Genomic DNA, 15,051 nt, shown 5'->3' with positions numbered 1-15,051 from the left:
TAACTCCAAACATAAAAAGTTAATTAAACGCTTTTTAAGCCGCTTACCATTCACATTAAATTCACATCAACACATATAACTTAACACCGAACATTGTACCTAATAATGGTTCAAAGTTCAGTTTAATCAACTAAACGCACGTATGCTTTTAGTAGGAAAGTAACTTTTTATGAAAGGAATTAAACAACATGATTAGAATAACCCAAAACCTGTTTGCAATGACTGCAATAAGCGTATCTGTACTCTCAATACTCCCAGCAAATGCAAATGATGGTAACCTAATGGTCAATCAACAAAGTGGCGTTGTCGTCGGTTACTGGCATAATTGGTGTGATGGTGCAGGCTATAAAGGCGGGAAGGCACCTTGCGTTAGTTTAAAACAAGTTAATAGCCAATATAACGTGGTTAATGTCTCATTTATGAAAGTATTTGATGTAGCAGAAGGCCGCATTCCCACTTTTCGCTTAGATCCAAACATAGGTTTATCAGAACAAGCGTTTATCAACGAAATTAGTGAACTAAACCGCCAAGGGCGTAGCGTATTACTCGCTTTAGGGGGTGCCGATGCCCATATAGAGTTACAACAGGGCGATGAACACGCTTTTGCCGACGAAATAATTCGCCTTACCGATAAATTTGGCTTTGACGGACTCGATATTGATCTTGAACAAGCAGCCGTGACAGCAGCTAATAATCAAACCGTGATACCTGCCGCACTTCGTTTGGTAAAAGATCATTACAAAGCGCAAGGTAAAAACTTTTTAATTACCATGGCTCCAGAATTTCCTTACCTTAGACAAGGTGGTAAGTACATTCCTTATATTACCGCACTTGCAGGGTATTATGATTGGATAAACCCGCAGTTTTATAATCAGGGTGGTGACGGTGTTTTTGTTGATGGTGTAGGTTGGGTTGCCCAAACAAATGAATCTCTAAAGCAGGAGTTCATCTACTATATGGCTGACTCTTTAGCAAATGGTACTCGCGGCTTTCATAAAATCCCGAATGATAAACTCGTGTTTGGTATTCCTGCCAATATGGATGCAGCGGCATCTGGGTTTATTCAAAATCCTGAAACGCTTTACAGTGCCTTTAATCAATTAACTCAGCAAGGACAGCCTCTCAAAGGCGTGATGACTTGGTCTATCAATTGGGACATGGGGACGAATGCCGCAGGTGCAATGTATAACAACACTTTTATAAAAAACTATGGTCCCTTTATTCATGGTCAAATTATTGAACCTCCAAAAAATGCACCTGTACTAAGTGGTATAACTGACGCAAGAGTTCGCCAAGGAGCCTCATTTGACGAGCTAGCAAATGTAAGCGCCATCGATAAAGAAGACAATAACCTCACCAGTAGTATTGTCGTCACGGGCCGTGTCGATACATCAACTCTCGGACAATATATTCTCGTTTATACTGTTAAAGACTCTGCTGGTAACGAAAGTAAAGAAAGCCGCAAAGTCGAGGTGTTTAGTGATAAGCCTTTATTCAGCGGGGTTAATAACGTGAAGCTTGCCCTAGGTAGTACTTTTGAACCAATGGCAGGTGTCACAGCAAATGACACTGAGGACGGTGATTTAACAGCTAACGTCTCAGTTTCAGGTCGTGTTGATAACTCAAGAGTTGGTCAATACACCCTAACCTATTCAGTATCTGACAGTGCTTCACAAACCTCAACAGTGGTTAGAACTATTACAATTTCAGACAGCACACTATGTGCAAGCCAATGGGATAAAGACACAGTCTATCTAGCAAACCAACTAGTAAACTATGAAGGAAATATTTATAGAGCCGGTTGGTGGACTAAAGGTGAACAACCGACTAGCTCAGACCAATGGGGCGTTTGGAAACTTGCTAATAATGCTTGCCAATTAGCAAACTAATACGATTATTAAAGCTCACAGAACGTCTGTAATGTGAGCTTTAACGTACACTCTATTTCAAATTAAAAAAAGCATACTAAGTGAACTCGCAATTGCCGAAAGAGCAAACATGCGAAGCAATAAAATTGAAACATTGCCTGCACCACCGGCTAGAGTCCCTCTAAAACTCAGCGGGTAATCATGGAATACCATTAAGTATAAAACGTTAAATAGCCCTACCCGCATCCCGTCAATTTCAAGCGTATCGCCATTTTTTAAGTGGATTTCACAAACATGCAAACTTGGTAGCCTCCTATGTGCTTCACCAAACTTCCGCCTGTACTTAAGATCCATTGTATAATTAAATATCACCTCTGCAATGTCGTCTCTAGCAATTGTAACTGTACGATTTGTGTGCTTTTTAAACGTCAATTTATCAATTTTAAGCTCATTCTTACTTATGCTCATTGCCCATTTAAAGCCAAAGCCATACTTTTTGTAAGTCATGATGCGTTTTGTGATAAACACAGCTAAAAAACTACCAAGACAAATCAAAAAAGCCAACCAAGGGAGCACTGCACCTTTTAAATAAAAGGCCGATAGCGAAATAGCGAATACCATAAATGCAAACAGAACTTCTGCCTTGCCAGATAAAACCGCAAGGCCTGGTAATGTCTCTAACTCAGTTATTGAATCCTCGGTTAATGACGACTTCCCTTTAAAAGCGGCGTATCGAAACCAGTTCTTGTCATTTAAATCTAATTCAAGTGAATGCTTGGCCATCGACCCCATAAAAATTCCTTTTTATATTAAAATTTGTAATAAGTAACTTATTGCTATTTAAAGATTTTATACCTGAACCAGCACCATGAGTAAATATAAAACGAACCTCGCTCAAAACTAAAATGCCATCAAATAAAAAATCTATGGTAAATTGCACGCAATCATTAGAAGTGGCTACTTTTAATGATTTAAATTTTGTTGATGAATACAAGGCACCCAATGAAAACACTCTCGAAAGTACAACAAAAGCAACAGGCACTGGTTCTTAACGTTGCCGACGCCCTTGAAGAGCAAGGCCGCGCTGAGCTCGAAGGTATGCTGCAATGCTGGTTTGATGTTGAATATCACTTATTCCCAGGCTCTTTACTTTTGTGCTTTCAGTTTGAAAACCAGCAAACATTAGATGCAGCAAACCCTGAGCTGTTGAAATGGCAGAAACGCTTGAGTGCAGCAATGCTGAAAAAAGGCGTGATTCTAAAAGACATGCGCAGGCACTTAGTGTTTACCTTAAAAGGCCCTGATGATTAACTTTGTCTATCGACAAGTAGCGGTTTTAATACCATAAATGGTATAACTTGAGCCTATAATTAAAAAGGTGTGAACTTAAGTAAAGTTCACACCTTTAAATAAACGATTTAACCACACCAGTTGATAAAATTTTATTTTTAATACGTCATTTCATTTATCAACAGTGTTAAACCCTTTTTATTACAACATCAGCTAGTTAAAACTAGCTTAGAAATAAAATTCCTTGTTAAATATATTACGAAAAAACAATACTAAATAAGACTTAAGGCTTCAACTGCATTAATTTGAATCGCACATGAAATATATAGAATCAAATAATTATCAAACACAAAACCGAACGAAAGAATAAAATAAGTAAAAAATAAACTTAACTAAAAACATACTATAAATAGTACAAAGAAAAACACAGCGCATTAATTATTCTATTTTTATAAATAAACTACCAATACTTGCTTAGTTAAACAGTAAATACATAACACTGTTTAGTACAACCTATCATCTTTCAAGATTGTGTATCTTCACGTGCTCAACTAGCTCTGGAAAAAATGCTAAAAAAACGGCATCTAACTCATGGTAGTGACGGGTAATATCCTCAGCAGCCCCTGAAAAGTTATTACTAAAACGAATACGCCTTGCGATATTATCAAGCGCAAGCCCTACTCCAGCCACTGTTTCATATTCTTTGAACCAGTCATTATTGGTCATACTCGTGACAACTTGTTGCATACGGGAGGGCATCAAGGCTTGGCGTGTATTTAACAGCCCATAACTTTGGTGTTTAAAATCTGCTAATGGCTGGTCGTTAAAACGATGCCAATGCTGAATTAAGAAGTGATCAAATACCACATCAATTGCAACACTGGCAAAACGCTTACGCTGTGGAGAAAAGAAGTGTTTAGCTTCTTTTACTAAAGGATGTGCATCGGTAAATCGGTCTACTAAATAGTGATTCTCAAGCGCATTTTTGACTGTAATAGGCAAGCCGTTTACATGCCTACGCCCGCCAAAATCCCCTAGCAAATTACCAAAATGTGAATCAGCTGTCGGTTTTGCAAAATAAAGGTGAGCTAAGTAGTTCAACACATACTCTAAATTAAGTCGTTTTATAGATTGTAATAGAAATTGGCTGTTAATAAAAAACAGAGCAAAGCGTACTTTAGGAGGAAAGGTGCCCCCTTTCCTCTATTACTGGATTAAGATTGTCAGAAGCTATATTTTAAGCTCAACTTATAATTAACCGGCTCACCTGGTTGTGTCCAAATTGCAGAATAAGAATTAGCGTAGTAAGTTTTATTTAGTAAGTTATTTACATTAAACTGTATAGTGACATCATTATTAACAGCGTAATTTGCAAACAAGTTTACCAAGGTGTAAGAAGGTAAGTAATAGTCTAGATCTATCGTTTCGCCTAAACGCTCACCAACATACTGCACCGCAACGCCAACTGTTGCATCGAAGTCCACTAAGTCGTTTAAGTCTCTTTTGATTTGAGCATTAGCGCTATGTTTAGGGATATTCAACAAAGGACTGCCTTGGGGTAACTTGACCCACCAATCAGTATTAACTGTATCATTGGCTGTTTTTGCATCTGTATAAGTATAGGCAAAATCAAAAGATGTACTATCTGAGATGTAACCATGTAAATCAAGCTCGACCCCTTCACTGCTTACCTCTCCAAGCGCCGTTGATATACCTGCTTGCAAATCAGTAGTCAGCATATTAGTCTTTTTTGCACTAAATACTGTGACGCTACCATTGACACTATTTGAACTGAATTTAACACCCACTTCGAAAGAGCTTGTTTCTTCAGGTTCAAATGCATCACCATTTTTATCGTAGCCGCTATTTGGTCTAAAGCCTTCAGAGTAACTAGTATAATATTGAATCTCATCAGAGTATGCGTACACAATACCCACACGAGGACTGAACGTAGTTTGGTCGCTCTTTAAGCTTTGTTTGTTTATGTGATTATCTATTTGTTGATCAAACCAATCAAATCGACCACCTACCTGCACTTTCCATTGTTCAGTCAGATCAATTTGATCTTGAATGTAAACCCCATAACTATGCTGAACCTCCGAACTGTCAAATAACAGAGCTCCCTCTGGGGCTGTTTTTCCATACTCAGGTTCGTACATATTGATTGCATATCGAGTGTCATCAATCGTTGGACGGTATCGGTGCCAAAGTTTATCAAAATCAAATTTACTGGCATCAGCACCTATTAGTAAATGATGAGTGAAACCCACAGTATCAATGCTACCACTGAGCTCTAGTCGAGTAGAGAAGTACTTGGTTTGAAAGTCACGTTGGTTATGTTGTCTGCTTAATGTTACACCATCCATAAAATAGATTTGCCTAGCAGGTGCTAGTTCGGCATCGCTCGACTCACTAATAAACTTCGAATCACTATAACTAAAACCATTTAAAAGTGACCACTGCCCAAGTTGATGCTCAAATGTAAGCTGATGAGAAATCGTATCAACTTCTGTCGGCTTATCGTTTGGCTCACCTAAAAATGATTCAATAGGTAATGCATCAATATCACCATCAATTGCAACAATACCGCGGTCAAAGGTTGTGCTTTGATCAACATATTCAAGTTCATAATTTAACTTCGTGCGTTCTGAAATAAGCCAAAGAATTGAAGGGGTTACAACTGTTTTTTGAGCTTCATGATAATCTCTAAAACTTTCACTATCTTCCACCGCCCCATTAACTCTAAAAGCAATCTGCTCTGAAAGTGCATTGGTGTAATCTCCCTCAGCACGGTAGTTTTGCCAGCTCCCCGCAGTTACTTTTACATAGCCTTGCTCTTCAAACTGTGGTTTTTTCGTCATGATGTTAATCGTTCCACCAGGTTCTGAGCGCCCATAAAGTGCAGAACCTGGCCCCTTCATAACTTCAACATAATCAATATTGCTTGCATCGCGGATACCACTAAAGCTTCTGCCCGATGAATAGCCATTAATTAAAAAGCCCGATGGAATATTCTCATCACCCACTAAGCCACGAATCGCGAAACTCTCCCATAGACCACCAAAATCATTTTGCTCTGTGATACTTGGCGTTAGATCAAAAATGTCGTTTAGCTCAGTTACACCAGCAAATTCAAGACTATTGGCTGAAATAAATTCAATACTTTGAGGCTGCTGATTCATAGGTACATCACCGCGAAAAGCCTGTCTTACTCCAGATACAGATATCTTCTCTATATCTGATGATGTTACAGCGACTACCGGTGGTGAAAAAAGTGCACTAATAGCAAGCGAAAGAACTGACACGTTAAATAGGTTTGATTTATTCATTTTAACTCTTAAGCAAAACTTAATCGATTAAGTTTTCACTCACATAACTCCCTTCTACTGGCAAGGTGAAAACTCAATCGTTAACAAAAATTATTATCATTTGTAATATTATAAATAAATAGAAATAAAAGAGCTAGATGTCGATTGAAAAATCTTGCACTATTATGATCGTACTAATGGGTATTCATCCCCAATGAAAAAGCTCTTGTAGAGCGCTTTAATTGTGGTTATCTAGCGCTAGGCTCAGTAGCCAATTTGTGAAAATGTAAGGTAATCTTGTTCTGTAAATTTTAAACACTGAGAACTCACCTATTTGAAATTACTCAAAAGGCCTACGTTAAAACGATGCCAATACTAAAAAACAGTATTGGAAATACTTATAACGAGGTGGCCAAAAATGGTTAACCACTACAGTGACTTCTTTCAAGTATCTGCCAAAGCGGATGTAACACTTTTTACAAGCAAAACTTGTATGATCTATGCCGATATCTACTGTTAATCTCACTATTAACGCCAAGTTTTATGTTATAAATTACCAGCAAACTGACTTTTAAAAATGGAATTTAATCTTGAACCTTCAAAACATCCTTTCTTATTACCGAGATTGCTATAAAGAAGATAGCGCGGATCTTAATTTATGGAATCTCAATAAGTTAAAAAAGGAAGATTGTTTCGTTCTCGAAGGAAAAGATGAGCTGGGCTCAGGCTTTTTACCTCGGCTTCCATTGCCTAGCGAATTTGCCGAGCAAATGGTTAAACGTGTTGAAATATATCAACGCGAGCGGGTTTTGCTTTATGTCAGGTTTATTCTCGTTGGTAAATTAGACATAAAAGGTGAAATGAAATCGGTTGTTTCCCCTATTTTATTCAACGAAGCAAGCATAGAAAAAGACGGTGAAGATTATTACTTTTCAACTAATAACCCAGTACCTGAAGTCAATGAACCGTTGATTCAACTACTGATGCCTGAGGAAGACTCAGTTCATCACATTACCAACTCTGTAGATATTCAATCACCTCATTATTGGACTTCACGACTCAAAGGCAGCCCTATTGAGCTTAACCTACTTGAGTTACTTAACTATCCCGAGCTTACAGATGCAAGCGCCATTCAGCGTGCTCTAAAAAGAAAAACAGCCTCGTTATTACCGGTATCTATGCTTACCTTTGTTGAGCGCTCAAGAAGCTCTCGCGGTATACTCCATGAGTTAGAAGAAATTACAGCTTCAAACACATTGCCTGCCCCACTGGCTAGTCTGTTTAGCCATACAAATACAACTGGTAACGCAGCACAACTAAAATTTAATTACTTGCCAGGATTGCTCTCCTCTTCGCAGAAAAAGGTGATTGAAATTGCTGCTAATAGCTCATTAGGGTGTGTATCTGGCCCGCCAGGAACAGGTAAAAGCTACACTATAGCCGCTGTTGCTGCTGAGCACATAGCAAGGGGTCAGTCAGTGCTTGTTGTCGCAAATAATGATGCGGCTTTAGACGTCATTGCCAGTAAACTCGATGAAAACTTCAACTTAAGTGATATCTCTATAAGAGCGGGTCAAAACGCATTTTTATCGAAGCTAAAAGATTATTTAGAATCTTTACTAGCAGGCTATTTTTCAAATGAATTAAATAAAGAGCCCAATGAATGTGAGCAAGAGCTTACACAGCTCAACAGCCAATTAAATACGCTAGAGCTACGCTTCCTAAAGTTTTGTGAAAAAGCGATTATTAGAGGACAACGGTTAAAAAATATTGAAGACAAATCGCCTCAATGGCTAAAGCGCCTTTACTTAACTTTAGTGAAAAGCAAAATTCAACAACTAACAAAGCAGTGGTCAGCCTTAGATAAAATAAACACGCAACATATGCAAAGAGAGTTACTCGCGAGTAACTATTTAAATGCACTGAAACTCAAAAACCTTAAAACACTTGTAGAAACACAGCGCCAGTCTCTGCAAGCCTTTAATAAAGCAATACGTAGCCGCACATCAAAACGACAGTTCGAGTTATTTGATAATATTGAGTACAGTGCGCTTTTGTCTGCATTTCCAGTGTGGTTAGTGAGCTTAAATACCTTACACCGTGTTCTGCCACTAAAAGCAGAAATGTTTGATCTTGTTATTATTGATGAAGCAACTCAATGTAATATTAGTAGTTGTGTTCCTGCCCTTTATCGCGCAAAAAGAGCACTCATCGTAGGCGATACTAAACAATTAAGACACTACTCTTTTTTGGCAAAACATAAAGAAGCACATTTTAAAACACAACATAACTTATCCCATAATAGCCAAGGTGTAGTAAGTTATCGTGATAACTCAATTTTAGATTTAGCACTGAACTCAATTAATAGCCAAGCAGACATTGCATTTCTTGATGAACACTTTAGAAGTAAGCCAGAGCTTATTCACTTTAGTAACCAGCACTTTTATCAAAATAAATTAAAAGTAATGCAACATAAGCCCTGTACCAGCAGTGGCTATTTACATGTAAAAAGCATTAACGGCATAAGAAATAAAACAGGGGTAAATCATCGAGAAACCTTGAGTGTTATAGAGTTTATAAAAACACAAATACAGGAAGATGAAAAAACGGGGGTTAACCATAGCATAGGGGTAATTTCACCGTTTAGGCAACAAGCCGACGACATAGCTAAAGAAATAGCCACAACCTTTAGTGAATCGGAGATAACAAAACATAAAATACGTGCCGCTACCCCGTTTGGCTTTCAGGGCGAAGAAAGAGATATAATGTTGATCTCTTTTTCACTCGACAATGAATCTAAACGAGCCGCAGCCTATTTAAATAAAGCGGATGTTTTTAACGTCACAATCACCCGAGCACGCCAACTACAAGTGCTATTTTTATCGGTTGATGCAACCCAACTTCCCAAACAAAACCTATTACAAAAGTACCTTACAAGCATCAGTGAATTTGAAGCTAAACACTCTGTTCATAACCAACTTGATCAATTTCAGCATGAGGTAATCAATGAACTGAATAAACGAGCTATTGAAACATGGCCAGGTTACACAATTGCTGGCACAGAAGTTGATATTTTATGTCGTTACAATGGCCGCTACTTAGCGGTTGATCTGATTGGTTTTCCTGGCCCTTGGGCCACTTTTTTTGAGCTAAACACCTACAAACGATTCAAACGTGCTGGCATTGAAATGCTACCCATAAGTTACGGACTGTGGGTTGTAGACAAACACGCATGTATTGAAAAAATAGTAACCACAATGACAGAAATACCCGTTTTGGCGAATAACGAATAAATCCATTACCAGCGTATTCATACTCGCTAAATAATTCCCTAAAGCGGCTATCAATAATCCCTAAAAAGTCGGAGGTTGCACTACAACCTCCAACCCATTGCATATTGCTTGACCTTTATTCTCCTGCAAACTTTAACATTCGTGTTTGATCGGTAAGTTCAATATCCACCAACTCAAATGGTGCTTTGGCAGCTTTAGTCACAGAAAACGGCATCATAAAGTTATCTTGACCATTAATCTGCTTTGCGACCTCAACCGTTGCAAGCTTTACACGTTTACCTTTATCGCCCATGCCTGTTAACGTTGCACGAATCGCGTAGCGGCCAGCATCGGTTACTTGCACAGGTACCTGAGCTTGGTATTGATTATTACCAAGAGCTGTCACTTTCGCGTTATCCATAGTGATGGTTTGCGAACTGTGCACAAACGGCATTTTTATAGAGCGTTTAACTATTTGCCCATTTACCACCGCTTTAACACTTGCCTCAAGTTCATAGTAACCATTTACGGCACCTAGGGTTTCAAGTGGGTATTTAAGCACCGCTTCACCATTTTCATAACGCACATCAAGCTGCTCGCCTTTAGGGCTGTATAAACTTAGTTTTACCTGCTTATCTTTAAAGCGCTTTTGACCCATACTTAACTGTATGCCTAAACGTTGCTGCTGATCCTTCACTTTAAACTGTGTTTTAGCATGTAAGGCATTACGTGAGCCTTTTTCAATTACATGTACTAAATAAGTATCGCTGTCGTTTAGGGCTTGGCTTGTTTTTAACATTGCCTTAGCACCTACCTGACCAAGCCTAAGCCCTACACTACCATCATTAAATCCAGCATTTTGCATTTTTTGTTGTGACGCAACAGCTTGTACTGATAACAGCTGCGAGTTTGCATCTCTGATTGATAACTTATCGAGCTGTAAATCATCAGGCTTAAACACTTCACCACTATCAAAGCGTGCTTTTGGCGCGATACGAATAAAATTATCTACTTGGTTTACATACAGTGGCACACCGCGCTTAAGCTCTTTGCCCGAAACCTTCTGCCAATACTCAACACTATCTTTTTCAAGCATGTGTAACTGCACCGCAGATGAAGATTGCACCTGAGGAAATTGATAAACCGTTTGCTCATTAGCATACGTCGCCGTGCTTACAAGCATCATTGCAGCACAAAGTGTGGTTAACTTATTAATCATGGCTTAGCTCCTAAATTCGATTTTTAAGTATGTTTGGTAAGCCAAAACAATTGCGACGACTTTGCTGATGGCTCAAAGGTTCGCTACCTTGAGTTCGTGATTTATCGGTAAACCACACCACCCCAGCTAACGACTGAGAACTGCAATTTAAAAAACCATCTGAGCAGCTGTCTAACCAGTTTTGTGTTACTTCAAGACCCACTTGATTTTGATAGCCGCCACAATAACTGTCGCTGTCCCATACAGCTGATTCAACGTCACTACCTACCACAGTTTCAAATCGAGACGGTAAGCTCGGGCGGTTCGGTGTGCCGTATAGCCACTGTGCGTTATACGACGCCATCCAAGACACCTGTTGTTGCTTAACCGCATCGTTGCCATAACCTAACAGCCAACCCAAGCTTTGCTCAAACGAATTACCTGCAATAACCGCATCAGCCAAAGGCGTACCACCACTTGAAGGAGCCAGGGCAATAGTACGCGTGACTTTGCTAATAATATTTGGATAACGGCTATCCCATGTTGGGTTAGATAAAATCCAACGCACCACATTACCGCCGTTAGAATGAGTGATCAGGGTTAAATCGGTGATGTTTTTATTATTGATAAATGTAGTAAGCTGCCCCGCTAAACAACCAGATGCCGCATCTGCCCACATATACTGCTCAAAATCACAATTAATGACGGTGTAATTACTGCTATTGGGTAAACCTTGACGAACCGTGTCGACAAAGCTACCAGTCCAATAGTCATTATACGCATCGCTTTGCTGGCCTGTACCGTGCACAAATGCGACTCCTTGCGCAGCAAAAGCACTGTGGCTGATACCCGCTGCCAACACTAAAGCTGGCACTAGTGAGAGTGTTTTTATTTTCATGTGTGTTCCTGTTGATTGTAATTTTATCTATCAGGTTGGAGGAGTGACCTCCGACCAAAAACATAGACCAAACAGGTACGAAAGCAAGAAAAATTTACATAAATTTAACTTTATTGTTTTTTTTAAGTACAAATTATTAGGTTTTTCATTGGTAAAAACTGCCAAATGAATATGAGAGACTTGCCTGCTTGGAAGGTTTTAAAGCTAATCATTAGGCGAAAGCCCTCAGAATTAACTTTTATTTATAAATCTTATTAATCCATATCTCTAAATTGACACATAGGATCTTTCATCTTTTAATGTATAAAGGTCACTTAGCATGTATAACACTGGGTGTACTTTTATCTATCGGCAAAACATGAGTCATAAAAGTTTTTAAAGCGCTGGTTATTACAGCAATCTCAATCTCACTTTATACATTATTTATGATTTCATTCACTGACATTTATGCCCAATCTATTAATGGCTTGAAAGTATCAAGCTTTTTTCTTTTGTTTAATTTATTACTAGCGGTGTTATTTTTTAGTAAGCAACTTAAAACAAGTGCGCTTGTTATAAAAAGGCATAAAAGACGACACAAAAAGCAATTACAGTATATTAAGAAACAGTTGCAGAAATAACTATAATATAGGATGAAACCACTACGCACTCTATGGCGTTAAAATGCGTCCTAGACTTCGAATCCATTTTCGCACCTTGTTACTTTTGTTTATTCAAAAAAGCTGTTGCATTACTAGGACAGCTTCTTGGGTATTTGAATTTAATTATATCCAGAGTTATTGACATTTGGGGGTGACAAACAAAACAAGCCTTCCGTTCCTGTATCTAGATCTAATATTAGTCAAACTCTCGAAGTATAAATTTGGCTACTCTATCACTTCGAATGTGTGTAGTTGCTCTTTTCTAAAGTAATGAACACCAAAAAGTAGAGCACCTGCATTTCCGGCGACACTAGGGTCTCCACTATGTCTAAATATGACATAATCATTCCCCTCTTCAATTAACTGACCATCTGATAGATGCATTACAGACGGAGTAATTAAACCACCCAAATTACTGCCATAAATATAGTAGCTACCAAAATCTACACTTTTATTCGTCGAATTAAGCTGCCCCCTTATATCTCGCTCAATTAATTCAGTAAGCTTTTGCATGCCCTCATTTAGCTCGAAGCTAAGCGTTTCAACTTCTAATTGAGTTGGGTTTTTAACATCACTGACTGGAATATGAGTTGGAATATGATATAAATATCGACCCACCCAATTATCTGAGTCAACTTCTATTGCTAAAGATATTCTAAATACATCATCGAAGCATTCCTGAACATAAGCAACTGGAAAAAGCTTAGTTGCTTGTGGCTGTTCACTATAAAATTCACTACGACTAAAAGCCTCTTTAGCAAATTTTAAAATATCAATACCAACATAATGCTCTTTATAAGACTCACTTTTACTTGAGTTTATGGCCCCTGTAACAGCCTCACCAACAAAAGGAACTGGAACTAGTAACGTTGCAGCGCTGTCAGCAAATATGACTGAAAAATGAGTGCCAGGGATCAACCGTGAACCCGAGGGTAAAGTTGGAAGTTCCTCACTTATTGAGAACTTTTGTATCGTATGTTGAGGAGGCGGCTTACTTTCTTGCATTGCCACGCAACCAGTTAGGAGCGCCATAAATAGAGTCAACAATAAACGCATAAATAGTCCTTGTTCTAAATTAATCTAAACTGATGGTTTAAACACGCACCACGACAACTACATTTCTGAGTCGTAAATCACCCTGTTTTTTCAACTTTAGTGCTTGTTTCAACTAATATTTATTTTTATAGTTTTGAAGAGCTTCAATCCGTTCTTTATATTTACTTATTGAGCAAGTAAGTTTTGCGCCAATTTCTTTCCAGCACTCATTTCGCTCTTTAATCCACCCAATTTGTTTTTGCTTTAAATCACTGAGCACATTTTCTGAGCCTTTAGTCATTGCTTTGGCCTTTGAAATTGCATTCTGGTAAACAGACGCTAACTCATTATCTAATAAAATAAGTTCAGTATTGCCGCAGATTAATATCTCAATCTCATGGGGGTGAGCCGCATTACAATTAAAAGAAGGGGTTTCTTCTATACGGTTGCCTTCGGATAAATACTTACTAAGTACCCAGCCAGTTTTACCTTGCACACCCACATTACACCATGCATTATTTTTAGACGTCTCTCTTTGTTGCTCTGTCATTTTTTGCCATGCTTGTAATGAAGTGCCCCCTGTGCAGCCTAAATTTTTAATACCATTTGTATCTGGAGGAACAAGTAAAACCAACTTGCTGTTGGCTTGCATTTTTTCAAACATTTGTATTGAGTTTTCACTCGATACGCGAAAAAAATCAGGTCCATCAGCGTTCGCTATTGATACAGACGTATAGAAAGACAAACCTAATAGAAGTAACCGTTTTTTCATCACAATTCCGTTTTAATATTAGCTGTGGGTTAAAAGAGTGGTTTTGCGTTAGGGTCAACTTTTTCACACTCACCAGAAAATTCATTGAGCCCACTTGCAAAAACAATTGTACCTGTTGTCCGATCAATCCGAAGGTTTGGTTTATTTAAAAAATTGATTTTGACCTCACCCGTTACCTCAGTATTCGTGATTTTATATTCACGAATAGGAAACCAATCTGAGGCTTCATCTTTTTGAAAAGGAGGTAGCATACCAACAGGTATTTTTACTTGGCCTTTATCTGAGTGAATTTCAACAAGCATAACCCCTTCGAAAGGTCGTTTTATCATGGCTTGCTCAGTACCAAACTCTTTCGAATGCTCACTTTTATTGCGACTATTCTTAAATGTTGTCTCCGTATCACTCACCGTGCCAGAACCTTTACACTTTAAACTTAAGTTTAATTCTTCAGCCTGTGAAGTAGACGAAAGACAAAGAAGCGATAAACAAAAAAGGAGTGATTCGATTGGTTTGATTGAAAAAAAACGACTATCCATACTAACATCCTAACTGTTAAACAAAGTCAGATAAAATAGTAGCATAGTACGATATTTAAGCTAGCCAGTTTCATAACAGTCAGGGAAAATGATTACACAAACTAATCTACTTTTTTACCAGAAAAACACTCCGTAATACCCCCATAATTTGCCAAATTAAAAGGCCAGTTCTCTCTTTTTGACTATACAGCACAGTCACTTTGTTCACCCAAGATAGCTTGTTTCTTATCTTG

The 15,051-nt window shown here is 38.3% G+C and carries 11 protein-coding genes; 3 read left to right on the top strand and 8 right to left on the bottom strand.

What is annotated here, in order from left to right; all coding sequences use genetic code 11:
* The first annotated feature begins 188 nt into the window (after positions 1-188).
* The gene (locus tag L0Z67_RS05030; protein ID WP_405128530.1) at positions 189-1,889 is read left to right on the top strand and encodes an immunoglobulin-like domain-containing protein; all 1,701 of its coding nucleotides are present in this window, start codon (positions 189-191) and stop codon (positions 1,887-1,889) included.
* A gap of 57 nt (positions 1,890-1,946) precedes the next feature.
* Here L0Z67_RS05030 and L0Z67_RS05025 read toward each other — a convergent pair whose 3' ends face one another.
* Entirely contained in the window at positions 1,947-2,660 is a 714-nt protein-coding gene (locus L0Z67_RS05025) for a hypothetical protein (protein WP_405128529.1), read from the bottom strand.
* 210 nt (positions 2,661-2,870) lie between these two features.
* On the opposite strand from L0Z67_RS05025, the gene L0Z67_RS05020 reads away from it, so the two are divergent.
* The gene (locus tag L0Z67_RS05020) at positions 2,871-3,179 is read left to right on the top strand and encodes a hypothetical protein (protein WP_062570400.1); all 309 of its coding nucleotides are present in this window, start codon (positions 2,871-2,873) and stop codon (positions 3,177-3,179) included.
* A 495-nt stretch (positions 3,180-3,674) separates the two neighbouring features.
* Here L0Z67_RS05020 and L0Z67_RS05015 read toward each other — a convergent pair whose 3' ends face one another.
* Entirely contained in the window at positions 3,675-4,259 is a 585-nt protein-coding gene (locus L0Z67_RS05015) for an ACP phosphodiesterase (protein WP_193988495.1), read from the bottom strand.
* A gap of 122 nt (positions 4,260-4,381) precedes the next feature.
* Complete coding sequence (locus tag L0Z67_RS05010; protein ID WP_062570398.1) at positions 4,382-6,487, bottom strand: TonB-dependent siderophore receptor; 2,106 nt, start codon at positions 6,485-6,487, stop codon at positions 4,382-4,384.
* Positions 6,488-7,056: 569 nt separating this feature from the next.
* Between L0Z67_RS05010 and L0Z67_RS05005 the strand changes: the two genes are divergently transcribed.
* Positions 7,057-9,759 carry an AAA domain-containing protein gene (locus L0Z67_RS05005; RefSeq protein ID WP_405128528.1) on the top strand — a complete coding sequence of 901 codons (2,703 nt, stop codon included), beginning with the start codon at positions 7,057-7,059 and terminating at the stop codon, positions 9,757-9,759.
* Positions 9,760-9,874: 115 nt separating this feature from the next.
* Here L0Z67_RS05005 and L0Z67_RS05000 read toward each other — a convergent pair whose 3' ends face one another.
* The 5 genes from L0Z67_RS05000 to L0Z67_RS04980 form a co-directional block, all read right to left on the bottom strand.
* Positions 9,875-10,957, bottom strand: coding sequence for a DUF4785 domain-containing protein (locus tag L0Z67_RS05000; RefSeq protein ID WP_193988493.1), 1,083 nt, complete (start codon positions 10,955-10,957; stop codon positions 9,875-9,877).
* A gap of 10 nt (positions 10,958-10,967) precedes the next feature.
* Positions 10,968-11,834, bottom strand: a complete 867-nt coding sequence (locus L0Z67_RS04995; protein ID WP_062570395.1) for a hypothetical protein — start codon at positions 11,832-11,834, stop codon at positions 10,968-10,970.
* 866 nt (positions 11,835-12,700) lie between these two features.
* Positions 12,701-13,531 carry a hypothetical protein gene (locus L0Z67_RS04990; protein ID WP_062570393.1) on the bottom strand — a complete coding sequence of 277 codons (831 nt, stop codon included), beginning with the start codon at positions 13,529-13,531 and terminating at the stop codon, positions 12,701-12,703.
* Between the two features lie 112 nt (positions 13,532-13,643).
* Positions 13,644-14,282, bottom strand: coding sequence for a lysozyme inhibitor LprI family protein (locus tag L0Z67_RS04985; protein ID WP_062570392.1), 639 nt, complete (start codon positions 14,280-14,282; stop codon positions 13,644-13,646).
* A gap of 29 nt (positions 14,283-14,311) precedes the next feature.
* Positions 14,312-14,818: a hypothetical protein gene (locus L0Z67_RS04980; protein ID WP_062570391.1), complete on the bottom strand. Its 507-nt coding sequence runs from the start codon at positions 14,816-14,818 to the stop codon at positions 14,312-14,314.
* Between the last annotated feature and the right edge of the window lie 233 nt (positions 14,819-15,051).

The organism is Pseudoalteromonas sp. PB2-1 (assembly GCF_045040605.1).
Taxonomy (GTDB): domain Bacteria; phylum Pseudomonadota; class Gammaproteobacteria; order Enterobacterales; family Alteromonadaceae; genus Pseudoalteromonas; species Pseudoalteromonas arabiensis.
Note: the sequence above shows the minus strand (reverse complement) of the source record. Positions and strands in the feature narration are given on the sequence as shown.